This is a genomic window from Kitasatospora atroaurantiaca, assembly GCF_007828955.1.
Taxonomy (GTDB): domain Bacteria; phylum Actinomycetota; class Actinomycetes; order Streptomycetales; family Streptomycetaceae; genus Kitasatospora; species Kitasatospora atroaurantiaca.
The window spans coordinates 624,395-648,930 of sequence record NZ_VIVR01000001.1 but is presented as its reverse complement, the minus strand read 5'-3'; the positions used below and the strand labels follow the sequence as shown (position 1 = coordinate 648,930).

The following is a 24,536-nucleotide window of genomic DNA, read 5'->3' as shown; positions in this document are numbered from 1 at the left end:
GGCGTCAGTCGAGCGTGCCGGAGAGCCCGCCCGCGGAGCGGCAGTACCCGACGATCTCCTGATTGGTGATCTTGGAGCAGAGCCGTGCGGCCGCACCGGACTCGGTGTAGTTGACGGTGTAGTAGCTCACCAGGCCCTGCGTGCAGGCCTTGCGCTGCCAGCCGTCGGCGGCGCTGGCGCACTGCTGGGCGGCCCAGTCCTCACGGTCCAGGTTGTACTTCATGGTCCGCGAGCCGACGCCCCGGCTGCAGTCGTTGGCACCGCCGCTGGCCTTGCCGTTGAGGCACCACTTGAGGGCCTCGGCGAAGACCTCGGGGTGGTTGGCGTAGTCGTGCGAGCTCAGGTAGAAGGTCGGCGCGTAGAAGAAGCAGGCGGACTGGAAGAGCGAGGGCTGGTCCTTGCACGGGTACAGCGGGTCCTTGGCCAGCTCGGCCGCGGGGAGGTTGGCCTTGGCCTTCTCGTCCTCCTCGTCGGGGCCGAAGAGCTGCATGAACAGGCCCTCGGAGCAGGTGATCCGACGGCTGTCGGTGGGGAACTTGTTGCACAGCGCCCGGGCCTTCGCCACGTCCTGCTTGGCCACGAACATGGTCCCGTGGCCGACGCCGTGGATGCACGGGCCCTTGTTGGCGGGCGCGCAGAGCTTCAGCAGGTCCGACTCGGGGTCCTTGGAGGCGTTGAGCATCTCCTCGACGGCGCCGTGCAGATAGCCCGCCGCGCAGGTCTCGTGCGGGAAGGAGATGACCTTCTGGAAGTCCTCGTGATACCGCTTGACCGCCGCGTGGCCCAGCTCGTGCGCGATCGGGTGGCAGAAGCGGACGGTGTACGGGAGCTTCTTGGTGATCTTGTCCAGGTCGGCCAGCACCACGCCGGGGTCGCTCGCCTCCATCTCGCTCATCAGCTTGTTGCGCAGGGTGCTGCGCGTCCACACCGCCGGGTCTCCGGTCGGACCGGCCGAGACGCTCTGGGTGGCGCCCGGCTGTCCCGGCGCCTTCGCCGGCGGGCCGCCGACGGCGGCCACCGGAGCGGTCGACGGCGTCCACTGGGTGACGGCGACCGCCCCCAGCCCCAGCGCCCCCAACAGCACGGCTGTGATGATCGCGAAGATTCGCGGCTGCATGAGAATGGTCCCCCGGTTTGCCTCGGACAGGTTGCCTTCCCATCCTGGCGGTACCGGAGCTGGTTGCGCTGTCTCTGACGGCCATTCGGGAAGTGTCGGCTCCGTCGCCGGTGCGCCGAACTGGTCAACGAGAAGCGGACCCCCCGGTCACCAGGCGCACACAGTCTCACAGCATCTGCGACACGTGGTAGTCCCGGGGCCGGGAGTCCGGATCGCGAGCGGGCCCGCCGGACAGAGCCCACCCGACAGTGCCTCTGCGTGTACGGAGGGTAGCGGAGGGCGTCCACCGAAGACGCCCGGGGTGTCGGACTGAGGGCTGAATGTCTGAAGATCTGCCCGATTTCGGGCAGGATTCTTGGTTAAGCGTCGGTCGGCGGCCTAGGCTCCCCACTCGTGTCCGCCTCACCGCACCCTCACGAAGACCTGCTCGCCCACCTCACCCGCACCAGCCCGCTGGGGCCGGGCGAGGCCGCGCGAGTGGTCGCGGAGGTGCTGGCGTACTTCTCCGAGAGCACCGAGGAGTACGTCCGCCGCCGCCACGGTGAGCTGCAGGCACGGGGCTTGGTGAACGAGAAGATCTTCGCCCGGATCGGCGCCGAACTGGCCGCCCGCCGGGTCGCCGCGCCGGAGCTGTCCACCCGTCAGCTGCGCAGGATCGTCTACGGCTGAGCGCCCCCGGCCTCCGGCTGGGAGGCACCCCCGACCGCCAGTACCGAGAACCGAAGGAGTCTGCCCACCATGTGCGGAATCGTGGCCTACATCGGCCCCAAGGACGCGACCCCCTTCCTCCTGGAGGGGCTGCAGCGCCTCGAGTACCGGGGCTACGACTCGGCCGGCGTGGCCGTCACCGGCAAGAAGGGCGCTCTGAAGGTCTGCAAGGTCAAGGGCCGGGTCGCCGACCTCGCCGCGGCCGTCCCCGCCCGCCTCAGGGGGACGACGGGCATCGGCCACACCCGCTGGGCCACCCACGGCGAGCCCAGCGACGCCAACGCGCACCCGCACACCGACAACGCCGAGCGGATCGCCGTCGTCCACAACGGCATCATCGAGAACGCCGACGAGCTGCGCGCCCGCCTCGCCGCCGACGGCGCCGTCTTCACCTCGGAGACCGACACCGAGGTCCTGGCCCACCTCGTCGCCGCGCACGTGGTCGACGGTACGGAGCTGGAGGACGCCGTCCGCGCCGCGCTCGGCCACGTGGTCGGTACGTACGGCATCGCCGTGGTGGACTCGGCCCAGCCCGACCGCATCGTGGTCGCCCGCAACGGCAGCCCGATCGTGCTCGGCCTCGGCGAGAAGGAGATGTTCGTCGCCTCCGACGTCGCCGCCCTGGTCCGCTACACCCGCCAGGTCGTCCACCTGGAGGACGGCGAGCTGGCCACCGTCCGCGCCGACGGCTTCCGCACCTTCACCGAGGACGCCCGCACGGTGACCCGGCAGCCGTCCACCGTGGACTGGGAGATCGCCTCCTACGACACCGCCGGGTACGAGCACTTTCTGCTCAAGGAGATCCACGAGCAGCCCGCCTCCGTCGAGCGCACCCTCAGCGGCCGCCTCGACGAGCGCTTCGCCACCGCCCACCTCGGCGGCCTCAACCTGGACGCCCGCGAGCTGCGCGAGATCCGCCGGGTCAAGATCCTGGGCTGCGGCTCCGCGTACTACGCCGGTGAGATGGGCGCCCAGCTGATCGAGGAGCTCTCCCGCATCCCCGCGCACAGCGAGCCCGCCTCCGAGTTCCGCTACCGCAACCCGGTGATCGAGGCCGACACCCTGTACGTCGCGGTCAGCCAGTCCGGCGAGACCTACGACACGCTGGCCGCCGTCCAGGAGATCAAGCGCAAGGGCGGACGGGTGCTCGGCGTGGTCAACACCGTCGGCAGCGCCATCGCCCGCGAGTGCGACGGCGGCATCTACCTGCACGCCGGCCCCGAGATCTCGGTCGCCTCCACCAAGGCCTTCACCTCCACGGTGATCGCCTTCGCGCTGCTCGCCCTGCACTTCGGCCGCATCCACGACCTCTCGCCCGCCGACGGCCGCCGCATCGTGGCCGGGCTCAAGGCGCTGCCCGGCCACATCCGCGAGATCCTCCAGCAGGAGGACGAGATCGCCCGGCTCGCCGCCGAGTACGCGGACAACGCCGGGATGATGTTCATCGGCCGGGTCCGGGGCTACCCGGTCGCCCGCGAGGGGGCGCAGAAGCTCAAGGAGATCAGCTACGTCCACGCGGAGGCGTACCCGGCCAGCGAGCTCAAGCACGGCCCGCTGGCCCTGATCAGCCCCGAGCTGCCGACCGTCGCCCTCGTCCCCGACGACGAGCTGCTCGACAAGAACCTCACCACCCTCGGCGAGATCAAGGCCCGGTCCGGCCGCGTCCTCGCCATCGCCCACCGCACCCCCGAGGCCAAGCTCGCCGACCACTGCATCCTGGTCCCCAAGAGCGAGCCGGAGCTCGACCCGCTGCTCCTCAACATCCCCCTGCAGCTGCTCGCCTACCACGCCGCCGTCGCCCTCAAGCGCGACGTCGACAAGCCCCGCAACCTCGCCAAGAGCGTCACCGTGGAGTAGCCCACCTGTGGTGCCGCGCTGATGCCTCTTCAGCGCGGCACCACAGGCTCTCCGGAGCTATGGTTTCGAGCATGGGCTTGGAGTGGGAGCAGGTTGTGGTGGACGCCGCGGACCCCGCCGCGCTCGGGCGGTGGTGGGCCGGGGCGCTCGGCTGGGCCGTGGTCAACGACGCGGACGACGAGTTCGAGATCCGGCCGGCCCCTGACCGGCTGCCGGGGATCGTCTTCGTGCCCGTCCCGGAGGCGAAGAAGCTGAAGAACCGGCTGCACCTCGACTTCCGGCCGGACTCCCAGGCGGCGGAGGTCGAGCGCCTGCTCGCCCTCGGCGCGCGCCGCGCGGACGTGGGCCAGGGCCGGCAGACCTGGGTCGTCCTGGCCGACCCCGAGGGCAACGAGTTCTGCGTTCTCAGCCAGAGATGAACCGCAGCCCGGCCGGTTCCCGCGACACCGGTCGTCGTACACCGGCTGCCGGGACTCCCGGCCTGAGTGAGCGTCAGCTATGGTGCGAGCACGGATAGAGCGCGGCTGGAGCACGGACAGCGGTCGACGGGAGACGAGCGATGCGGTTCGGGATCATCGGTACGGGCACCGTCGGCAGGACACTGGCGGCCAAGCTGGTCTCGCTGGGCCACGAGGTCACCCTCGGGTCGCGGACCAAGGACAACGCGGCCGCAACGTCCTGGGCCGAGCAGGCGGGGCCGTACGGGCACAGCGGGACGTTCGCGGATGCCGCCGCCTTCGGTGACGTGCTGATCAACGCGACCGCCGGGACGGTCTCGCTGAAGGCCCTGCGGGCCGCCGGCGCCGAGCGGCTCGCCGGGAAGGTGCTGATCGACGTCTCCAACGCGCTGGTGTTCTCACCCACCGGCGAGGTGACGCTCGACCCGGTGAACACGGACAGCATCGCCGAGCAGATCCAACGAGAGTTCCCGGACACCAAGGTGGTGAAGGCACTCAACACCCTCTCCGCGCCCCTCATGGTGGACCCGGGCCGGGTGCCGGGCGAGCACAACCTCTTCATCGCGGGCGAGGACGTCGAGGCCAAGGCCACGGTGACGGCGGTGCTGGAGCAGTTCGGCTGGCCGGCCGGCTCGGTGCTGGACCTCGGCGGCGTCGCCTCCGCGCGCGGCATGGAGATGCTGATGCCGTTCTGGCTCAGCGTGATGCGCCGCTTCGGCCACGCCGACTTCAACTACGCGATCAGGAAGGCAGACTGACCCATGACCGAGCAGCCGCCACCCCCGTTCGAGCCGCTCGGCGAGGACTGGGAGACCGCCCTCGCCGTGGTCGCGCACCCCGACGACATGGAGTACGGCGCGGCCGCGGCCGTGGCCCGCTGGACGTCCCAGGGCAAGCGCATCGGCTATGTGATGGTTACCAGCGGCGAGGCGGGCATCGACTCGCTGGAGCCGGAGAAGTGCCGCCCGATCCGCGAGGCCGAGCAGATCGCCTCGGCGGCGCTGGTCGGCGTGGACGACGTGGAGTTCCTCGGCCACCCGGACGGCGTCCTGGAGTACGGCCTGCCGCTGCGCCGGGACATCGCCCGCGCGGTGCGCAAGTACCGCCCGGACATCGTGATCACGACCAACTTCCGCGAGACGTACGGCGGGATCTTCCCCAACCAGGCCGACCACATCGCCACCGGCCGGGCCACCCTGGACGCCGTACGCGACGCGGCGAACCGCTGGGTCTTCCGCGAGCTGACGGCGGAGGGCCACCAGCCGTGGGGCGGCGTGCGCGAGGTCTGGGCGGCGGGCTCGCCCGAGGCGCGGCACGCCGTGGACATCACCGACCACTTCGACAGCGGCGTGGCCTCGCTGAAGGCGCACAAGGCGTACCTGGAGGGGCTCGGCGGCCAGATGGCCGATGCGCAGGACTTCCTGGAGTCCATGGGCCGGATGGCGGGCAGCCGGCTCGGGGTGCGTTACGCGTCGTCCTTCGAGGTGATCTCGCTGCGCTGGTGACGCCGGCGCAGCAGCTTCACCACCACCAGGGCGACGACCAGCGCGCCGAGCACGGCCAGCAGGACCACCTGGTAGCGCACGGCCTGCCGGTAGAGCGTCCCGATGTCGGAGCCGGCCAGGTAGCCGAGTGACGCCCAGACGCCGACCCACAGCGCCGCACCGAGCACGTTGGCGGGCTGGAAGCGGCGCCAGCGCATGTCGGTGGTGCCGGCGATGATGCCGTTGGTCTGCCGGAGGCCGTCCACGAAGCGGGCAAAGGTGACCACCTGGCCGCCGTGGCGGGCGAAGAAGCGCTCGGCCTTGGCCATCCGGGTCGGGGTGATCAGCACGTACCGGCCCCAGCGGTGGACGAAGGCGTGGCCGCCGGTGGTGCCGATCAGGTAGCCCAGGCTGTTCCCGGCCACGGCCGCCACGAAGGCGATGGCGACCACCGCGGCGATGCTGAGCCGCCCGGTGCCGGCGTAGACGGCGGCCAGCACCAGGATGGTCTGGCCGGGCACCGGGATCCCGCAGTTGTCCAGGAAGACAAGGGCGCCCACCGCCGGATAGCCGTAGCTGTCCAGCAGTGGGGCCAGGTGGGCCAGGGGGCCCGGGAGCGGCGGCGGCATGGTTTCGGTGCTCCGTCCCGGGCCGCGAGCGGTGGGTTACCGGTGTGGCTGCTGACGCTCGATGACGGTGTCGGGACCCGGGTAGATCAGGCCGTCGTGGCCGTCCTCGAAGTGGACCAGATACGGCGGTTCTCCGTTGGCACCGCGAACCTCCATGATCTCGCCCTTGCGGTCCACCATGCCCACGTGCTTCCCGTGGATGAGGACCTGGTCACCTACCATGGCTTGCATCTTGTGCTCCTCCGCGTACGAGGACTCTCGGCGGCAGGCCTGCCGCCTGCGGCGCAGGAGGCCGTCCCGTCTTCCACTGTGCGGCGTGATCAGGGCAGCCGCAATGGCGTGAGGGCCTCAGACCGTGACCTGGTCGGCCAGGTAGCAGCGGAGCAGGCGCTTGCACTCGGCGATGAGCGCCGGATCGCCGTCCGGGTCGGTGCGGAAGGCGAGCTTGAGGACGGCGTCCGCGCACTCCATCGCCACCCGCAGGGCGAGGGGGAACCCGGGGGCGGCGAAGAGTCCGCCGCCGAGGGCCTGCAGGCGGACGGCGACGGCGGCGTTGTTGTCGAGCTCGGCGTCCAGCAGGTGCTCGGGGTCGGCCAGTCGGGCCGGTTCCTGGTCGGCCGCCGGGAGGCCGTCCACCAGGCCGAAGTCGACGTGGCCGAAGCCCGGCACGGCGCGTTTCATCGCGACGAACTCCTCGACGGCCAGGTCGACGAAGCCGGCTACGCCCTTCGGGGCCTCGGCGTCCGTCCGGCGGGCCAGCCGCTCGAGGTAGCGGTCCAGGTTCTGCTCGGCGAGGGCGGCCAGCAGGCTCTCCTTGCCCGAGAAGAACTGGTAGAGGGTGCCGATCGGCACCCGGGCGCGCCGGGCCACCTCCTTGGTGGTGAGCGCGCCGACGCCGACCTCGTCGAGGACGGCCGCGCAGGCGTCGAGCAGGCGCTCGTACCGCTCCAGACTGCGCTGCTGTACCGGTCGTCGTCGTGCCGCGCCGCCGCTGCCGGCCCGCTCGCGGCCGCCCGTCTCCGCCTTCATGGGCCCACTGTGCCGCATCTGGCATTCCGGGCGCGAATCACTAACATGAGGTGGACTCATATTTGTGGTTTCGCTTCCAAGGAGCAGCCCCATGCCGCACCCGAGCCGACTCGCCCTGCCCGCCGACTTCCGCTGGGGGGTGGCCACCGCCGCGTACCAGATCGAAGGGGCCACCGGGGAGGACGGGCGCGGCGCCTCCGTCTGGGACACCTTCACCGCCAAGCCGGGCACCGTCAGGGACGGCCACACCGGCGAGGTGGCCTGCGACCACTACCACCGCTGGCCGGAGGACATCGCCCTGATGCGGGAGTTGGGCATCGACGCGTACCGCTTCTCCGTCGCCTGGCCGCGGATCCAGCCCACCGGCACCGGGCCGGTCAACAAGGCCGGTCTCGACTTCTACGACCGGCTGGTCGACGGCCTGCTCGCGGTCGGCATCACGCCCACGCCGACGCTCTTCCACTGGGACCTGCCGCAGGCCCTCGAGGACCGGGGCGGCTGGCTGGAGCGGGACACGGCCCGGTGCTTCGCCGAGTACGCGGGCGTGGTGGCCGCGCGGCTCGGCGACCGCGTCGGCACCTGGATCACCCTCAACGAGCCCTTCGTCCATATGGTGTTCGGGTACGCCCTCGGCAGCCACGCCCCCGGCCGCTCGCTGATGCTGGACGCCCTGCCGGTGGCGCACCACCAGCTGCTCGGCCACGGCCTGGCCGCCGCCGTGCTGCGCGAGCACGGGGGCCGCGTGATGATCTCCAACAACTGCACCCCGGTCAGGGCCGCGAGCGAGGACCCGGCCGACCTTGTTGCCGCCGAGGCGTACGACGCGCTGCACAACCGACTCTTCAACGACCCGCTGCTACTGGGTAGTTACCCCGATCTCTCGGCCTTCGGCGTCGACCGTGACCTCGGCGGCGCGGTACGCGAGGGCGATCTCGACCTGATCGCAGCACCCCTCGACGGGCTCGGCGTGAACTACTACAACCCGACCAGGATCGCCGCGCCCACCGCCCCCGGCCTGCCCTTCGAGGAGGCCCCGATCGAGGGCGTTCCCCGCACGGCCTTCGGCTGGCCCGTGGTCCCGGACGGGCTGCGGGAGCTGCTCACCGGCCTCGGGCGGCGCTACGGCGCAGCCCTGCCGCCGATCACCATCACCGAGAACGGCTGCTCGGTCGAGGACGAAGTCCTGAACGGCGCGGTGGACGACCGGGCGCGGATCGACTACCTGGCCGGCCACGTCGCGGCGGTCGAGGCGGCGGTGGCCGAGGGCGTCGACGTGCGCGGCTACTTCACCTGGTCGCTGATGGACAACTTCGAGTGGGCCGAGGGGTTCAGTCAAAGATTCGGCCTCGTCCACGTCGACTTCGAGACGCAACAGCGGACCCCCAAGGCGTCCTACGCCTGGTACCGCAACCTGATCGCCGACCAGCGGGCGCGACACGGGAGGTAGGTTCGGGGGGTGTTCCTCGAAGGGACGACGCAGATCGACACCGCCTGACGAGAACCGGGTTTGGCTTCCGGCTGTCCGTTGTTGGCAAGACAGTAGACGGAGATTCCGGCCGCACCAAGCGACCTCAATCGGAACCGTCCACCCCCTTGCTGCCAGCACTTCGTCGGGAGCGGCCTCAATGCAGGTACCGCGCTGCGGCAAGGGGGCCCGGCCCTCGTAGGGTCATGTCAGAGCTCATATCCGTGCTTCGGGATACGGAACCGCAGGGGTCGTGGCAGGTAGGCGTGCCTGTCGTTCGGGGCCGTACAGGTGGGTGCCCCGCGTGTGCTGAGTGCCGGTCATCACGGCAATCGCCTGCTCGCTGGCACCCCCGCGTGCCCTGGGCCGGGCCAGGCTGGGCGGGTGCTCAGGAGATGGCCTGCACGACCTTGAACGCCTGTGCCCCGCTCGTGCCGCCAGCCCTCTCTGTTCGGTTCGAGGGAGCCGAATGCGTCGGCGTTGACGTCGCCGAGTTCACATCGAGCGGTCACGGCCGGTCGCCGAAGCGATGGCCGGCTTCGGGACCGTCACCCGATCACGTCCTGATGACGGGCGCTGACCACAGAGGACCGGGTCGAGGGGGCACCGCCGCGGCTCGATAGCTCCACGTGGCTCCGTTCGGACCCCTCGGGGCCGGCCGCAGTGCTGATGGACTGGCCCGTCACGTGACCGCCTGGCTGTGTGGTCTGTCGGCTGAGGTGTTCGTCCAGCTGTCGGGGCGGGTCCAGCGGTGTTCTTGTGCGCGGCAGCGGGGCGGGTGCCCGTGCGGCTGGGAAGGGCGCTGGACAGAGGTGACGGCCACCAGGACTGCGACCGGAGCCGGGTTGCTGCGCACGCTGTTCTTAGGAGAGCCGGGCGACCGCACGGCCGCGTACGGTGGGAAGGGGTGGCGAGCGGCTGGAACCGCCGCCCGGAGCTTGAGGGAAGGCCTTCGCCGTCGTGAAGCCGTCCGGTCGAGAACGTGAGCGCGACACGTATGCCGGCCGTCCCGCGGCGGTGGCTGACGGACCGGATCGGGGCGGCGCCGGGCAGCTGCTGCTGGAGCGTGAGAACCAGCTGCGGCGTCTCGAGGCGGCGATGGCACGGGCGAAAGCCGGCACAGGCGCCGTTGTGGCATTGGAGGGCTCGCCGGGGATCGGCAAGACCCGGCTGCTGCGGGCGGCGATGGAGCGTGCGTCGGAGGGCGGCATGGCCGTGCTCAGTGCTCGCGGCGGGCAGATGGAGACCGAGTTCGCGTTCGGTGTCGCCAGGCAGTTGCTCGAGCCGGTGTTGCTCGCTGCGGACGCAGGCGAGCGTGGGGTGTTGCTGGAGGGCGCTGCCGCTCCCGCCGCGTGGCTGCTCGGCGGTGGCCGCGCCGATCGTCTCGGCGAACCGGTCGGAGGAGGCGGCGATCGCAGCTTCGCCACGCTGCATGGGCTCTACTGGCTGACCGCCAGGTTGGCGGCGCGGACACCGCTGCTGATGGTGGTCGACGATGCGCACTGGGCTGATCAGCCGTCGCTGCGGTTCCTGGGCTACCTGGCCCACCGCCTGCAGGCCCTGCCGGTACTGCTGCTCGTCGCGGTGCGCCCGGAGGACCCCGGCGCTCACGGCCTGCTGCTCACGGAGCTGGTCGCGGACCCGGAGGCCGACGTCGTCCGGCTGGGGCCGTTCACGCTCGACGCGGTACGAACCCTGGTGCACGACGCATTCGCGGCATCGCCCCTAGGCCCGGGCTTCGTGCGTGATTGCTGGACGACGACGGGCGGCAACCCGTTCCTGGTCACGCAGCTGATCGCTGCTCTGCGTGCCCAGCACGCGCCGCCGACCTCGGCGGCAGTCGAGCAGGTCGGCGAGATGGGCCTGGAGACGGTGTCGCGGTGGATCAACCTGCGTCTGGCGGGCCTGCCACCGGCGGCTACGGAGTTGGCCGCAGCCGTGGCGGTGCTGGGCGACGGCGCCGATGGCGGGCAGGCTGCCCGGTTGGCGGGGCTCGATCCGGCGAGCTGCGACGAGGCCGTCGACGGACTCGTCTCGCTGAACATCCTGCGCGGCGCCGAAGACCTGGCGTTCGTGCATCCCCTCGTGTGCTGGGCGATCTATGCGCAGCTTCCCCTGCGTCGGCGGGCGCGAGGGCACCGGGACGCCGCTTGGCTGCTGTGGCACGCGGGGGCCGCGGTCGAGCGCGTGGCGTCGCACCTGCTGGCAGCCACCCCGGCCGGCGATGGGGAGGTCGTCGAGATCCTGCTCGACGCCGCCCGTTCGGCGACCCGCAAGGGTGCGCCCGACCTCGCGGTGCGCTACCTCAAACGGGCACTCGGGGAGTCGGCGCGCGATGCGTCCAGGCCCGAGATGCTGCGCGAGCTCGGTACCGCCGAGCAGAACGCAGGGCAGTTTACAGCGGCGGCAGAGGACCTGCGGCGCGCGCTGGAGTGCAGTAACGACATGGCGGCGAAGATCGAGATTGCGTTTCGCCTGCGCACCGCCCTGGTGTGGTCGGACCGCGCGCACGAGGTCGGGCCCGCTCTGGGCGGTGTCATAGCCGAGGCCGCCGAGCGGGACTCGGAGGGCGCGCTGCTCCTGGAGGCAGCCGTGGCCGGGGCCCTGCAGGTGGACCTGTCCACGCCGCGCGAGGTACGCGAGCGCGTCCGGCGGGTCGTAGCGCCTGCCTTCGCCGGCGAACCCGTCCCTCCCCACATCTCGAGTCTGGCGGCGGTCGAGGCGCTCTTCGCCAACGAACCGGCCGCACGGGTTGTCCGTCTGGCCGAGGAGGCAGCCCGCGGCTGGTACCAGGCGCCCGAGTTCGCACGTGGACCGATGAGGGCCCAGCTCTTTGTGGCGCTGATCTTCGCCGAGGGCCACGCGCTCGCCCGGCGGCTGCTCGACGACGATGTGGAGGATGCACACCACCACGGGTCGGCCGCGCAGTTCTTGAACGCGGCTGTGCTCCGTTCGACGCTCTTCCACCGCCTGGGCATGCTGGCCGAGGCCGAGGCCGATGCGCGCGCCGCGCTTGAGGCGGTGCACCTCCAGCCGGGACCCGGGCCGTCCCGCGACGTGCAGCCTGCTCACTCCCTGCATGCTCCGATGGCGATCGCGGTCCTGGTGGACACCTTGATCGAACGCGGGAAGGCAAGGGACGCCGAGCGGCTGCTGACCGAGACCGGGCTGGCCGACGCGGACAGTCCTCTGCTGCTCTTCTCCTTCCTGATCGGCGCGCGCGCCCGGCTGCGGGCAGCCCAAGGCCGGATGCCGGAGGCGATCAAGGACCTCCTCGCCCTGGGCGCCCGGCTGGAGGGCGCGGTGCTGACCCCCGCGCTCGTGCCGTGGCGGTCGCGGGCGGCGCTCGCACTCGTCGCCGAGGACGCCGGGGCCGCGCGTCGGCTGGCCCATGAGGAGCTCGGTCTCGCGCGGGCGTTCGGCGCGCCGCGGACGCTTGGGGTGGCGCTGCGCGCGGCGGCCCTGACGGGCAGCCCGGACGAACAGGTGGACCTGCTGCGCGAAGCGGTGGCTGTGCTGGAGGACTCGCCGGCACGCCTGGAGCAGGCGCGCTCACTCGTCGAGTTGGGTGCCGCGCTGCGTCGCAAGGGTCACCGCTCGGAGGCGCGGTCCGCGCTGGAGCGCGGGATGGACGGTGGCTGGTCCTGCGGGGCGACCGCGCTGGCACAGCGGGCGTGTGCTGAGCTACGGGCCTGCGGTGCGCGGCCTCGCCGGCAGGCGCTCACCGGGACAGATGCACTCACCGACGCCGAACGACGCGTCGCCGAACTTGCCGTCCAAGGCCTCACCAACCGGCAGATCGCGCAAACGCTCGTCATCAGCCCGGGCACCGTGGAGACCCACCTGCGCCACGCCTTCCAGAAGCTCGACATCACCTCGCGTCGTCAGCTCGCCGAGCACCTCCCCGGACCGGAGCAGCCTGCGGCCCGGCAGGGGAAATCCTCAGGGTCATGAGCGGCAAAGCTCAGGGTCGGCCCATCGATGCGACGTCATCTCATGGATGCCCACCATGAGAGCGACAACGAAAGGCGGGCCATGACCGAGGCGGCCGCGTCCCGCCGACGACAAAGGAGGCCGGCGATGTCTTCGCAGGCGATCATCCAAGCCCCGGCCCGCGTGCGGGACCGACTCTTCATCGGCGGCGACATGGTCGAGTCGGAGGCCGACGACCTGATCGCGGTCATCTCCCCGGCCACCGAGGAGCAGATCGGTTCGGCTCCTTCCTCGACGCCCGCCGACGTCGCCCGGGCTGTCCGCGCGGCCCGGACCGCCTTCGACGACGGACCGTGGCCGCGCATGTCCCCGGCGGAACGGGCCGACGCGTTGCAACCCTTCGGCGAGTACCTCCGGGCGCGCGTCCCGCAGACCGCTCAGCTGATCACCGAGGAGATGGGCTCGCCGATCACCTTCTCGAACCGCCTCCAGGCCCCGGTTCCGGTGATGCTCCTCGACTACTTCCGGCAGCTCGCGGTGACGTTCCCGTTCGAGGAGGACCGCGCGGGGCTGACCGGGCCCGCGCGGATCCTGCGGGAGCCGGTCGGCGTGGTCGGGCAGATCGTGCCGTGGAACGTCCCGCTCATCCTCACGATGGTGAACCTCGCGCCGGCTCTGCTCGCCGGCTGCACCGTGGTGCTCAAGCCCGCGCCCGAGACGCCGCTGGACGCGTACGTGCTCGCCGACGCCGCGATGGAGGCCGGCTTGCCACCCGGTGTGCTGAACATCGTGCCCGCCGAGCGCTCGAACAGCGAGGCGTTGGTCCGTCATCCCGGGGTCGACAAGATCAGTTTCACCGGCAGCTCGGCGACCGGGCGACGCGTCGCCGCCCTCTGCGGCGAGCAGTTCAAGCGGGTAACCCTCGAGTGCGGCGGGAAGTCGCCCGCCATCCTCCTGGAGGACGCCGACCCGGATGCCGTCGTGCCTGCCCTCATGCCGTACGCGATCATGATGTCCGGTCAGCAGTGCTTGGCCCAGACCCGGATTCTCGCGCATCGAAGCCGCTACCGGCAGACCGTCGACGCGGTCTCCGAGGCGGCGTCCGCGCTGACGGTCGGCGACCCGCACGATCCCCCCACCGAGGTCGGCCCGCTGGTGGCGGAACGCCAGCGGCGGCGGGTGGAGGACTACATCGCCAGTGGGCGGCAGGAGGGCGCGGTGATCACCGTGGGCGGCGGGCGGCCCGCGAACCTGCCGAAGGGCTGGTACGTCGAGCCGACGGTGTTCGCCGACGTCGAGAGCGGCATGCGCATCGCCCAGGACGAGATCTTCGGCCCGGTGCTCGTGGTGATCCCCTTCGATGACGACGACGACGCCGTCCGGATCGCCAACGATTCCAAGTACGGCCTGTCCGGAAGCGTGTGGAGCCCCGACGAGGACCGCGCCCTGCGGATCGCCCGCCGGGTCCGCACCGGAAGCCTGACGATCAACGACTACCGGATCGAGTTCGGCGCGCCCTTCGGCGGTTACAAGGAATCCGGGATCGGCCGCGAGTTCGGTCCCGAGGGGCTCAGCTCCTTCCTCGAATACAAGACGATCAATCTCCCCAACGGCACGGCCCACTCGCGGGAAGGCTGAGCAGGAGCATCCGGTTGGCGTGCGCACGGGTCTGCCCGGCGCAGCCTGAGGGGGCAGGCGAATAGGATGACAGGGTGTTCGACGGGCTGAGGGGTACCACCAGCGCTTCGGCCTGGTCCACGTCGACTTCGCGACGCAGCGGCGCACCCCGAAGGCGTCCTACGCCTGGTACCGCGAGCTGATGGCTGCCCACCGGGCGCGGCACGGGGGGTAGGCGGGGTGGCGATCCCGGAGGCGGCGGCGCAGGGGACGGATTGGTTCCGCTCAGCCGTTGTGGCAAGACAGTAGACGGGGATTCCGGCCGCACCAAGCGGCCTCAGCCGGAACCCGTCCACCTCCTCCTGGGGGGGCAGGGGGTGAAGGTTCAAATCCTGTCGTCCTGACAGTGAGACTCGACATCCTGCACCCGGCGCGGAGACGCTCCACGTTCGGACAGCAGGTCTGGAAGCCGCTGCCGAGTCATCGGGAGGCGGGCGGTCGGCGGATTACTCGAGTGGCAGTCAGATGCCGGCGGCGGTGCGGATGGCCCGTGCGGTGCCGTCGGGGTCCGGATCGGTGACGGCCAAGCGGGCGTACGGCGACGACCGCCACAGGTCGACGCATACGACGGGCTGGTGGGCTCGGACTCGGACAGCCGTAAAGTCCTTGCCTTGGGGATGCGGACGGATGCCGTAGGACAGGACGCCGGGAATCCAGGTGCCTCGTCCGCGCACGCCGCGCAGGGCACGCCACCAGTCGGGCTCGACGCTCACCTGATGGATCGCGGACACGGGTGCGCGGACGTCACGGCGACGCGCTGCCACCTTCTCCCACCACGACAGGTGGACGATGAGTTCATCGTCCTCCACCACGAGCCGCGCCATCGCTTCTCCGTACCGCTTTCCGGCGTTACGCCGGTTCTTGCTCTTGCGCCGTCACTCGGCTGTGGGCCGGCACCGGCGCCATTCCCTCCATCGCGATCCAGTACGGTCCTCGCCCACACCAACCACCTCCTTCCCGACCTGGACACCACCATGCTCGCCGACTGCGCCCACCTTCGCGTCGACCTGGTAGGCCGATAGGACTGGCTGGCCAGTGCGGGGCACCCATCGCCGCTGCTCCGCACTGCGGACGGCCGGGCAGCCGCCCGGAGGTGACCCACGGGGTGCTGCTCAAGGCCGTCCCGCAGGCCCAGTACCCCGCTGACCCGTATCGGCCTGCCGGTGGGCAGCGCCCTGGCCTGCATACCGATGGCGCGGTCGAGCGCACCCGGCGTCGACCACGACGACACGCTGGCCGACCTCGCCGCTGCACTCGCCCGCCACTGTGCCGAGCCGCTCGATGACGTGGCGACGCTCTGATCGCGCGCCGAGTTGGCAAGCAGCGCACCGACGTGGCGCTGTTTCTTGTCCGGTCGGTGAGGACCTGCGCGGTTCAGGGCGGGAGGCAGGCCGGCCCACCCCTGCATGGTCGGACCGGAGATCATGACGACCGGGCGGAGTACGGTGGGGACACCGGGGGCGGTTCGGATGCCGACTGTCCGTGGCGTCGTCCTCGGTGGTCAGTGGGTTCTTCCCGGGCCCGCAGATGGGTGGCTGGCCATGGTGGATGACTTCGAAGCGCCGTTCCCGGGGCTCCTGCCGGACCGGTTCCGCGAGTCGGCGAAACCGGGTTCGGTTCTGCTGAGGCTGGAGACGACGCGGTCGCGCGAGGGGGCGCTCGATGGTACGTGGTGGCCTCGTTCCCGTGACGTCGGTGCCGAGTTGCCCGGCCTGGTCACGGCGCTGACCGAGCACCTGGGCCCTGTCACGCGCATCGGCCTGGATGCGGACGCGTGGGACGACATCCCGGCCCGTCTGGTCGTCGACGGCCGGTCCGTGCACATCGACTGGTACCCGGTCGGTGATGACACGGTGATCATCACGCGGGGTGATCGCGATCATTTCGTGCTGCTCGTCATCCCTCCGCAAGCAAGCCTCGACGCGGCCCATGCCGCGATGGCGCGAGCGGTCGAGGCCGGCGGCACCGACTCGGCGCGGCGGATCCTCATCGCCACCGGCATCAGCTCCGAGCCTTCCGGCGAATCGTTCTGACCGATGCGCCACCCGTATCAGCTATTCGGGTGGCCAGGAAAGACATGGTGGAGACATGTCCGTCTACGTGAAACTCTCGGTCGAGGCCCGGTCGCCGTCCGAGCCGTCAAAGGGGCCGTTGGACATGCAGTACCAGGACGTCCCCGGCAGCCTCGCGTACGAATACGACCTGCACCCGAGCGGAGCGCTGCGGATCCTGCGCGTCTTCGAGGACACTCCGCACGCGGTCGAGGCGTGCTTCGGCCCCGGGGCGTGGCTCGAGGTCGCGGGCACCTACCTGCGAAGCGGTTCCGAGTACTGATCCGCGGGTCCTGCCCGGCGCAACCCCCGCCGAGCGGCGCCCGGCGGGGCACCGGGGGTTTCAGCGGCCGGGGCGGCGACCGCCGTGGCGGAACCGGACGGTGGAGATGATCATGGCGACCACCAGCACGGCCACGCCGATGAACAGCAGATAGAGCAGGCCGTTGGCGACGACGCCCACCAGGCCGAGCACGATCGCCACGATGATCAGGAACAACACCAGTGCCATCTCCGGCCTCCTTCGGGGCCTGTTGGGTCCTAGCGGCGTGCCAGGCGGCGTTCACCGCTCGCGCCCCGCGCGTACTCCACCTCGTAGCGTGCGAAGACGGCTGGCTCGTCCTCGGCGGGCAGCTCGCCGTCGGTGTCGATCGCCGGCGCGTTCTTGACCTGGCTCTTGGGGTGGGCGACCTGCAGATAACCGGGGCCGACCCGCGCGCCCGCGAGGGGGACGAACACCAGGCGGCGGCGCGTGGGCAGTCCGACCGTGACGGTGGCGAACGAGGGCTGGTCGGTCGCGGTGTCCACGTAGACGGACTCCAGCGTGCCGATCCGGTGTCCGTCGTTGTCGACCACGTCGTGGCCGCGCCATTCCCGGATGTCAGCTGCTTCGAACACCAGTAACCTCCGACATCTGTGGGCGTCTCCCATGGTCCCACCAGGGCGACCGCCGCACCTGCTCGGTGCGCTGGCCGGGCAAATCGTTTCGACCCCTGGCCGGGCTGCGGGTGCGCAGGCGATGGTCCACCGGTCGCCGTCGGCGTGCCGGGCCCATACGGTCGTGTCCCAGGGACAGTTCGTCGCACAGGAGGCCAGAATGCGGCACTACTGGTGGACTCTCGAGACCCAGGACGACGCCGGCCGCTGGTCGCAGCAGGACGGCGCGCCCATGCCGAACCCCCTGGAGTACGACGGGCCGCCCCAGCAGGCGGCAAACCACCTGCGGGACGTGTTCGTGCGCACGCTCTCCCGGCCTGCTCCCGGCCCTCGGGCGATCAAGGTCCGAGCCTGGGAGGGGCGCCACCCCGTCGGCGAGCCCCAGGCCGAAACCGAGTGGTCACGCGAGTAGCGCGACCAGCCGCAGCCAGTAGGGCTGGCGCGGCTCGCCGCCTCACCGATCCCTGCACAGGACGTCCCTCCGCGCGGGACGGATCCGGTCATCCAGTGCGAGGCTGCTCCGAGGAGCAGGGCTTCATAGCTGTGGCGGGCCGTCTACGGGTTTGCGAGATGGTCGGCGGTGCCGCCGCGCCACTCGACCAGAAAGAGGCTCGCGTCATCGGTTGTGGTTCCGCCCCGCTCTCGCATCAGGCTGTGGGAGAGGCCCCGCACCGTCTCCTGCACGCCTCCACCGGCGGGTCCGACACGCTCGATAGTGGCGATCAGGCGCTCCTCGCCGAACTGTTCCCCGCCGGTCTGGTGTTCCTCGACGAGGCCGTCGGTGTAGAAGAGCACCCGGTCGCCGCGCCGGAGCTGCCGCATGCTGATCTGTGGTGTGTCACCGCCGAAGCCGACCGGCAGGGTTCCGGGGCTGTCCAGGGCCTGGATGACCCGGTGGTCGCGGATCAGTAGCGGTGCCGGGTGACCGGCGTTGACCCACTGCAGCTGGCCCGTGCCGATGTCCAGGCGCATCATCTGCGCTGTGACGAAGTGGTCCGGGCCGAACTGCTCGTCGATGGCGGCATCCATGAACGCATAGAGCTCGGCGAGCCCGACACCGGCGCGCCTGGCATGCCGGTAGGAACCCACGGCGACGGTCGCCAGCACGGCGGCGTTCAAGCCGTGGCCCATCGCGTCGATCATGGCCAGATGCAGGATGTCGTCGTTGAGGGCGTAGTCCAGGCTGTCGCCGGCGACGTTGTAGGCGGGCTCCAGGATTCCGGCGACTGCGACCTGCGGAGTGTTCATCGACAGCGGGGGCAGCAGTGACCACTGGATCTCCGCGGCCACGCTCATCGGCTCGCGACGCCGCGCCTGGAAGAACTGGTCCGTGTAGCCGTTCTTGGTGACCAGCATGTCGGCGACCAGCCCTGCGAGACGCCGTAGCAACCGGCGGTCATCGTCATCGACACTGTCGAGGGTGACGGCCAGCACCCCGACCTCGTCACTACCGTCCAACAGCGGCAGGAACATCCGTATCCCGTCGGCCTGAGTGTGCTCGGCCGGGGCCGCGCGGAGGAAGACCTCGCCGGCCCGGGAATCGTCGATGGGCACCGGGTCTCCACCGGTGAGTCCCCGGCCCGGAAGCGGCACCAGCATGAGTTGGCCATAGTCCTGGAGGAGGATCGAGACGTCCCGGCCACCGATCGCGCGCACCTCTTCCGCCACCAGCGGACCGATGAGCTGCGGTGGCATCTCGTGAGCCCGGTCCAGCAGCCGCCCCAGCAGCCGCTCACCGAAGCCTTCCGACCGGTCCACCGCAGCCCTGCGGTTGTCCCGTGCGAATTCCGCCATGGGTACCTCAGTTCCCCGCAGCAGCCCTGTTCTTCGGCCGGCTTCCCTGCCTTGCTCCACGCACTTACGCGAGCGCCTCACTGGCGTCTCCTCTGTCTCAGCATCGCACCGGCTGTCACCCCGCGACACCCGAGCCAGGCTGGATCTTGTCAGCGTCTGCTGCGGTCCCCGGCCCGTCTCGAGCCGCGAATCGCCCGAGAATGGGTGAGGTGTTCGGGCGGTCCTCACGGCCGACCACCGGCAAATGCGCAACGCGGACAGGCAGTCGCGGTGATGAACTGACGCGACGGTATTCGTGCACCTGGCGGGCCCGAACGCGCGCTTTGCCGGAGTAACCTGGAGAGTGCCGGAGCACTCACCGGCAGGACGATCGCGAGGAGGCGTATATGCAGATCAGCGAAGCAGGAGCCCTGATTCTGCGGCTCGTGATCGCGAAATCCCAACCCGGCCTTTCGGTCGGGAGATAACGGGACCACTTAGGTGCCGGGGGCGCAGGTACAAATCCTGTTGTTCAGATCAGCGTTTATACAGGGCGTGGGCCGTTTCCGCAGAGATGCGGGGGCGGCCTTTTTGTTGTTTTCGCCAAGTATCAGGCGCAGCGCGGTCCCATCACGCGGCCATAAGCATTCGGGCCGTTTCTTGCCCCGCAATCTGGCGGGTTTCCGAGCGGCTCGGGAATACCGTAGAAGCATGTCCGTTTCCTCGCCCGGCGACCGTGCGGGCGTCGCAAACGCCGGGGACCAGCTGATTGGACGCGGACTCTCTGCAGGCGGCTTCGGGCGGCTGCCCGCGGCGCGGCGCGCAAGCGGTGTGCCGACGGGGCCGCTCCCTGTCAGCGGGAGGAGACATGATGAGTCCCGACGGACAACGTCCCGTAGTGGTCGGCGTCGATCCCGAACACCCCAGCCGCATGGTGCTCGCCTGGGCCGCCGATGAGGCGAATCGGCGCCACCTGCCAGTGCATGTCGTGCAGGCGTGGAAACCCGTGACCCGCGAGGGCATCTGGCCCCGGCTCTGGCCCGAACTCCACGATCGTGCCCAACTGCTCCGTACCGCAGGTGAGCACGCGCTCGACGAGGCGGCCCGCTTCATCGGGGAACGCCACCCCGCCCTGCAGGTGACAGCCCGGATCATCGACGGGGACCCGGCCGAGGTACTGAACAGGCAGGCCGAGCGGGCCGTGGTGCTGGTCATCGGCTCACGACCGCTCTCCGGCGTCCGGGACCTGTTCCACTCCGGGGCGGTGACTCTGCCGCTGATCGCGTCCGCGGGCTGCCCGGTGGTAGTCGTCCGGGACCCGGAGCACATCACCCAGCAACCGGCGTACGTCGTCGTCGGCGTGGACGGCAGCCGAACGTCAAAGGACGCCGTGGACTACGCCTTCGAAGCTGCGGCACTGCGGGGCGCCGAGCTGCGCGCTCTGTACGCCTGGAACCCTTCGCACCTCTCGGTGGCTGATGAGGACCGGGCGGAGCAGGAGTCCCGCCGGGTGCTCGCGGAGACAGCGGCCGGGCGGCGGGAGCCCTACCCCGAGGTGGAGCTCAAGCACGAGGTGGTGCGCGGACATCCGGTGGCCGTCCTGGCCGAGGCCTCCAAGCATGCCCTGGCCCTGGTCGTCGGCGCGCGGGGTGCCGGGGGTTTCACCGGCCAGCTGCTCGGGTCCGTCGGCCAGGGCGTTCTGCATCACGCTCGGTGTCCTGTCGTCACCGTGCCGGGGCCGGTCGGGCCCGGCGGACTCACGCGAGGGGCATCAGGCTGAAAGGGCGACGACGTGCCCAGCTCGCTGCAGAGGAAGTGTGCTGTTCAGCCGCCTCAAGGTCCGCGACGTCCACGGTCTGCAGGCGGGATACTCCGCGAGCGCCTCATCGAACTCGCCGCCCAGAACTACGCCGGCCGAGACCGCCGCGGAGTTCCCGAATCGACGCTTGGGTCTTCTCCGCGGTGCGACGCCGCAGGGCGGTGGCGACGCGTGGGGAGAAGGTGGCCCGGGTCTTGCTGCTGCGGGTCTTGGTCGTGGTGAGGACGCCTGTGACAGCTCCGGATCGTAGCGGCCTCGGTGGACGAAGATGGGGCCGTGGGCGCGGACGCGTTCGGATCAGGCGTCACGAGGTATCACGGCTCTCACGCAGAATGGCTGTCATGAGATGGCATCAGGCGTCATGCGGGGCGGACGAGATAGGCCCTGACCTGCGCGATTTGGACTGGTGAACATCTATCGGATATCTGTTCGACGGGGGCAGGCGGCCCGCCCCTGCGGGACCTGCGGCTGCGGTCCGCCCGTGCGGCCTGAGTCTGGCAGGCGAATAGGATGACAGGGTGTTCGACGGGCTGAGGGGTTGAGTCAGAGATTGGGCCTGGTCCACGTCGACTTCGCGACGCAGCGGCGGACGCCGAAGGCGTCCTACGTCTGGTACCGCGACCTGATCGCCGCTCACCGGGCGCGGCACGGGAGGTAGGCCGGGCGGTGCCCCTGGAGGCGGCAACCCGGCGAACATCGTCCGGCTGGGATGGAGGTGGCTTCCGGGTTGGTCCGTGCCACTCCGATTCGTCGGTCCGGTCCGGCGGGCCTCGCTCGGCCACCGTGGCCCAGCGCGGCGCGCAGCCGTTCCGCCGCGTCCCTGCGCTCGCGCCACCAGCCGTCGGGAACCGAGCCCACCGCGTTGGGTGTAGCCCTGTCACGGGGGAAAACCAGGTATCGCATCTGGCGTTGTGCCAATGCGGTCCTGCCGGCCAATTCCGTTGGCATGCTGGGCAGGTCAGACGCTACCGAGTCCTATCGTTTGGCTGTGATCTCGGTGTAGACGGGGACGCTAAAGGCGTTGAGCGCGACGTTGGAGACCTTGGTGGAGAAGCCGGCGATGCCATTGCGGTACCACAGGGGGATGGCCGGCAGGTCGGGGACGAGGAGCTTCTCGGCGTTCTGGAAGTCGGCGACGGCCTTCTTTGGGTCGGCGTCGGCGTTGGCCTTGTCGACCTGGGTGTCGAAGTTCGCGTTGCTGTAGTGGGAGATGTTCGCGGAGCCCCCGACGGTGTACAGGGGCTGGAGGAAGTCCTGGATGAGCGGGTAGTCCATCTGCCAGAAGGCGATGAACCCTCCGGTGGTCCGCTGGCTGAAGATCTGGTCCAGGTACTCGGCGAAGGTGCCGACCGGGCGGCCGATGCAGGCACTGGTCGAGCCGAGGGTGTTGTTGATGCTGTTGCAGATGGCGTCGACCCACAGCTTGTTGGGCTGATCGGCGTTGTAGCTGATGGTCAGTTGGCCGCCGGGGATGCCACCGCCTTGCTGGATGAGCGAGCGGGCCTTGTCCGCGTTGAGCAGGCAGACGTCGCCGCACAGGCCGGCCTGATAGCCGCCGGCGGTGCCGAGGACAGGAGAGGTGAAGTCGGTGGCGGGGGTTCGGGTGTTGTTGAAAATGGCCTTGGTGATGGTGGGCCGGTCGATGGCCATGGAGATGCCCTGACGGACCAGCTTGGCCGCGTCGGTGTTCCACTCCGGGCGGTAGAGGGGGAAATTGAGGGTGTCGATGATGCCGGCGGGCTGGTTGAGGTAGCGGCCGTTGAGGTCGCTTGCGGCGGTTTTCAGCGCGCTGGTGGGCAGGTTGTTGTCGACGTCGAGGTTGGCGGCTTGCAGGTCGGCGTAGGCGGCGTTGGGGTCGGTGTAGACCTTGAGGTCCACGCCGCCGTTCCTGGGCTTCTCGGTGCCGTTGTAGCCGGGGTTGGGCCGAAGCCGCATCTGCTTGGCGCGTTGCCAGCTGTCGATAACGTACGGGCCGTTGCCAATCGGCTTGTCCAGGTAGGCGGCGTGGTTGGTGAAGAAGGCTCTGGGCAGCGGGTAGTAGGCGACGTAGCCGAGGGTCTGCGGCCAGGTGGAGAACTTCTGGGTCAGGGCGACGGTGAAGGTGGTGTCGTCGACGACCTTGAGCCCGGACATGCTCTGGGCTGTGGGCGTACCGGAGGTGGGGGCGACGTCGCCGTAGCCCTGGACGTAGGAGTAGAAGCTGGCGTTGACCTGCTTGTTGGTGGCGAGCGCTCCGTAGTTCCAGGCGTCCACGTATGAGCCGGCCGTCACGGGGCTGCCGTCGCTGAACGTCCAGCCCGGTTTGAGTTTGACGGTCCAGTTCTGCTGGTCCGGGGAGGTGATCGACTCGGCCATCGCATTGCGGGCCTGGGCGGTCTTCGGGTCGTACGACACCAGGCCGGTGAAGATCATGTTGAGGGCGGCGGCGCCATTGACCTCGTTGGTGTTCGCTGGTTCCAGAGGGTTCTGCGGGTCGGCCCATGTCGCCCGTACGATGCCGCCGCCCCCGCCCCCGCCCGTGCTGGTGTTGCTGGCGCAGCCGGTGGCGATCACGGCCATTGATGCCGCGGCGATCACGGCCAAGCGCACTCGGGTGGCTGCGGGCACGGGAGATCCTCCTCGTTGGCCGCACCATTACATCCGCTGAGCGGCGGGGTGGACGCGCGGCGCGCGGGCTGCACCGCCGGATGGGCGACGAAGCCGGCACGCCTGCGGCTCGAGCTCTGATGATGCTTCAACAACTGCCGTGTCGTCTCCCGAAGAGACGTGCTGGCTTGGTGGCGGTAGCCTCAGCAGTGGGAATGAAGTTACTGGTCAGGGGGGTGCAACCGTCTCGCTGAGGCGGTGACACTGCTCGATGAGAATCGGTCCGAGTCCGGGGGACTGCATGCGGGTGGATCTGACGTACGACCACCTCGGTAGTCGGCTGAAAGCCATCGGCGATCGGGAGCTCACGTATGGGCGTTTCGACCCTCGGCCCCGCACTCTCGGCCAATGGACTCTTCAGTACCACCGGCTGGGGAACCGGCTGAGGGCCGTCGGGGGCGTGGAACTCACCTACGACCGAATGGGTAACTGGCTTCGCACCGCCGGGCAGTGGGCTCTCGACTATGACCGGATGGGTAATCGACTGCACCGGATTGGGCCCTACGATCTCACCTTCGATTGGATGGGTAGCCGGGTGCGCGAAATTGGTCCCATGACTCTCGATTACGATCAGTTCGGGAATCGTCCCCGCCGAGTAAACTTGCCTGATGAGTATGGCTCGCTGTCGGATGACCTGCTCTTGGCGTTGTTCCTCGTCCTGTTTCTGGAGCAAGAGGAAACCGAGGAGAGGCGGCGGCGAACGGCAGCCAGCTGATGCGGAGCCGCGGCAGGAACGGCCCAGGTCCAAGACGGAGTGGCTGAAGTGAACGCGGCCGGGTCAGTGCGGCGTTGTGCACCTGGTGGCCTGTCCCTGCCGCAACAACCTCGCCGCCGGATATCTCGAAGCGGGGAGGGCGGCCGTGCACGTACCCTATGGTCGCCCCGCGGTGCCGACGGTTGCCAATGTCGCCGCACTCTCGACGCCGCGCTGCGCATGGCACCACGGCCCCCGCG

Annotated in this window: 22 protein-coding genes and 2 pseudogenes; 15 read left to right on the top strand and 9 right to left on the bottom strand. The window is 70.1% G+C overall.

Features of this window, described 5'->3' with window-relative positions; genetic code table 11:
• Nucleotides 1–4: 4 nt before the first annotated feature.
• On the bottom strand, nt 5–1,117 hold the full coding sequence (locus FB465_RS02980; protein WP_145787350.1) for a hypothetical protein: 1,113 nt from the start codon (nt 1,115–1,117) through the stop codon (nt 5–7).
• A gap of 393 nt (nt 1,118–1,510) precedes the next feature.
• Here FB465_RS02980 and FB465_RS02975 point away from each other — a divergent pair, with 393 nt between their 5' ends.
• The 5 genes from FB465_RS02975 (at nt 1,511) to FB465_RS02955 (ending at nt 5,645) form a co-directional block, all read left to right on the top strand.
• Entirely contained in the window at nt 1,511–1,786 is a 276-nt protein-coding gene (locus FB465_RS02975; protein WP_145787348.1) for a hypothetical protein, read from the top strand.
• 69 nt (nt 1,787–1,855) lie between these two features.
• On the top strand, nt 1,856–3,682 hold the full coding sequence (gene glmS / locus FB465_RS02970; protein WP_145787346.1) for a glutamine--fructose-6-phosphate transaminase (isomerizing): 1,827 nt from the start codon (nt 1,856–1,858) through the stop codon (nt 3,680–3,682).
• Between the two features lie 71 nt (nt 3,683–3,753).
• Nucleotides 3,754–4,101, top strand: coding sequence for a VOC family protein (locus FB465_RS02965; RefSeq protein ID WP_145787345.1), 348 nt, complete (start codon nt 3,754–3,756; stop codon nt 4,099–4,101).
• A gap of 140 nt (nt 4,102–4,241) precedes the next feature.
• Nucleotides 4,242–4,898: an NADPH-dependent F420 reductase gene (locus tag FB465_RS02960; protein ID WP_145787343.1), complete on the top strand. Its 657-nt coding sequence runs from the start codon at nt 4,242–4,244 to the stop codon at nt 4,896–4,898.
• 3 nt (nt 4,899–4,901) lie between these two features.
• On the top strand, nt 4,902–5,645 hold the full coding sequence (locus FB465_RS02955) for a PIG-L deacetylase family protein (protein ID WP_145787341.1): 744 nt from the start codon (nt 4,902–4,904) through the stop codon (nt 5,643–5,645).
• On the opposite strand, the gene FB465_RS02950 is transcribed toward FB465_RS02955, so the two are convergent.
• The 3 genes from FB465_RS02950 to FB465_RS02940 form a co-directional block, all read right to left on the bottom strand.
• A complete protein-coding gene (locus FB465_RS02950; protein ID WP_145787337.1) occupies nt 5,606–6,253 on the bottom strand; it encodes a DedA family protein in 648 nt (215 codons plus the stop codon). The genes FB465_RS02955 and FB465_RS02950 overlap by 40 nt on opposite strands.
• Before the next feature lie 36 nt (nt 6,254–6,289).
• Nucleotides 6,290–6,484, bottom strand: coding sequence for a DUF1918 domain-containing protein (locus FB465_RS02945; protein ID WP_145787336.1), 195 nt, complete (start codon nt 6,482–6,484; stop codon nt 6,290–6,292).
• Nucleotides 6,485–6,601: 117 nt separating this feature from the next.
• Complete coding sequence (locus tag FB465_RS02940) at nt 6,602–7,282, bottom strand: TetR/AcrR family transcriptional regulator (RefSeq protein WP_145787334.1); 681 nt, start codon at nt 7,280–7,282, stop codon at nt 6,602–6,604.
• Nucleotides 7,283–7,373: 91 nt separating this feature from the next.
• Here FB465_RS02940 and FB465_RS02935 point away from each other — a divergent pair, with 91 nt between their 5' ends.
• From FB465_RS02935 to FB465_RS02920, 4 genes and pseudogenes are all read left to right on the top strand, one after another.
• A complete protein-coding gene (locus tag FB465_RS02935; RefSeq protein ID WP_145787333.1) occupies nt 7,374–8,729 on the top strand; it encodes a GH1 family beta-glucosidase in 1,356 nt (451 codons plus the stop codon).
• A 978-nt stretch (nt 8,730–9,707) separates the two neighbouring features.
• Nucleotides 9,708–12,701, top strand: a complete 2,994-nt coding sequence (locus FB465_RS02930; RefSeq protein ID WP_145787331.1) for a helix-turn-helix transcriptional regulator — start codon at nt 9,708–9,710, stop codon at nt 12,699–12,701.
• Between the two features lie 126 nt (nt 12,702–12,827).
• A complete protein-coding gene (locus FB465_RS02925) occupies nt 12,828–14,318 on the top strand; it encodes an aldehyde dehydrogenase (protein WP_145787329.1) in 1,491 nt (496 codons plus the stop codon).
• A gap of 85 nt (nt 14,319–14,403) precedes the next feature.
• A pseudogene (locus FB465_RS02920) lies at nt 14,404–14,532 on the top strand (family 1 glycosylhydrolase); the annotation flags it as partial.
• 286 nt (nt 14,533–14,818) lie between these two features.
• Here the strand turns inward: FB465_RS02920 and FB465_RS02915 are convergent.
• Nucleotides 14,819–15,181, bottom strand: a complete 363-nt coding sequence (locus FB465_RS02915; RefSeq protein ID WP_145787327.1) for a hypothetical protein — start codon at nt 15,179–15,181, stop codon at nt 14,819–14,821.
• A gap of 717 nt (nt 15,182–15,898) precedes the next feature.
• Here FB465_RS02915 and FB465_RS02910 point away from each other — a divergent pair.
• Nucleotides 15,899–16,390, top strand: a complete 492-nt coding sequence (locus tag FB465_RS02910; RefSeq protein WP_145787325.1) for a DUF5994 family protein — start codon at nt 15,899–15,901, stop codon at nt 16,388–16,390.
• Between the two features lie 55 nt (nt 16,391–16,445).
• On the top strand, nt 16,446–16,691 hold the full coding sequence (locus tag FB465_RS02905; RefSeq protein ID WP_145787323.1) for a hypothetical protein: 246 nt from the start codon (nt 16,446–16,448) through the stop codon (nt 16,689–16,691).
• A gap of 60 nt (nt 16,692–16,751) precedes the next feature.
• On the opposite strand, the gene FB465_RS02900 is transcribed toward FB465_RS02905, so the two are convergent.
• Both FB465_RS02900 and FB465_RS02895 read right to left on the bottom strand, forming a co-directional pair.
• Nucleotides 16,752–16,919, bottom strand: a complete 168-nt coding sequence (locus FB465_RS02900; protein ID WP_145787321.1) for a DUF2207 domain-containing protein — start codon at nt 16,917–16,919, stop codon at nt 16,752–16,754.
• Between the two features lie 29 nt (nt 16,920–16,948).
• The gene (locus FB465_RS02895; RefSeq protein WP_145787319.1) at nt 16,949–17,305 is read right to left on the bottom strand and encodes a PRC-barrel domain-containing protein; all 357 of its coding nucleotides are present in this window, start codon (nt 17,303–17,305) and stop codon (nt 16,949–16,951) included.
• 199 nt (nt 17,306–17,504) lie between these two features.
• Here FB465_RS02895 and FB465_RS02890 point away from each other — a divergent pair, with 199 nt between their 5' ends.
• A complete protein-coding gene (locus FB465_RS02890; RefSeq protein WP_145787317.1) occupies nt 17,505–17,756 on the top strand; it encodes a hypothetical protein in 252 nt (83 codons plus the stop codon).
• Nucleotides 17,757–17,899: 143 nt separating this feature from the next.
• Here the strand turns inward: FB465_RS02890 and FB465_RS02885 are convergent, their stop codons facing one another.
• Nucleotides 17,900–19,138 (bottom strand): PP2C family protein-serine/threonine phosphatase, encoded by a 1,239-nt coding sequence (locus FB465_RS02885; protein WP_145787315.1) that lies wholly within the window; start codon nt 19,136–19,138, stop codon nt 17,900–17,902.
• 850 nt (nt 19,139–19,988) lie between these two features.
• On the opposite strand from FB465_RS02885, the gene FB465_RS02880 reads away from it, so the two are divergent.
• Nucleotides 19,989–20,897, top strand: a complete 909-nt coding sequence (locus FB465_RS02880) for a universal stress protein (RefSeq protein WP_342791776.1) — start codon at nt 19,989–19,991, stop codon at nt 20,895–20,897.
• 568 nt (nt 20,898–21,465) lie between these two features.
• Nucleotides 21,466–21,594 (top strand): annotated as a pseudogene (locus tag FB465_RS02875) (family 1 glycosylhydrolase); the annotation flags it as partial.
• 317 nt (nt 21,595–21,911) lie between these two features.
• On the opposite strand, the gene FB465_RS02865 reads toward FB465_RS02875, so the two are convergent.
• Nucleotides 21,912–23,543, bottom strand: coding sequence for a peptide ABC transporter substrate-binding protein (locus tag FB465_RS02865; RefSeq protein ID WP_145787307.1), 1,632 nt, complete (start codon nt 23,541–23,543; stop codon nt 21,912–21,914).
• A 439-nt stretch (nt 23,544–23,982) separates the two neighbouring features.
• Between FB465_RS02865 and FB465_RS02860 the strand changes: the two genes are divergently transcribed.
• Nucleotides 23,983–24,297, top strand: coding sequence for a hypothetical protein (locus tag FB465_RS02860; RefSeq protein WP_145787305.1), 315 nt, complete (start codon nt 23,983–23,985; stop codon nt 24,295–24,297).
• Nucleotides 24,298–24,536: the final 239 nt, after the last annotated feature.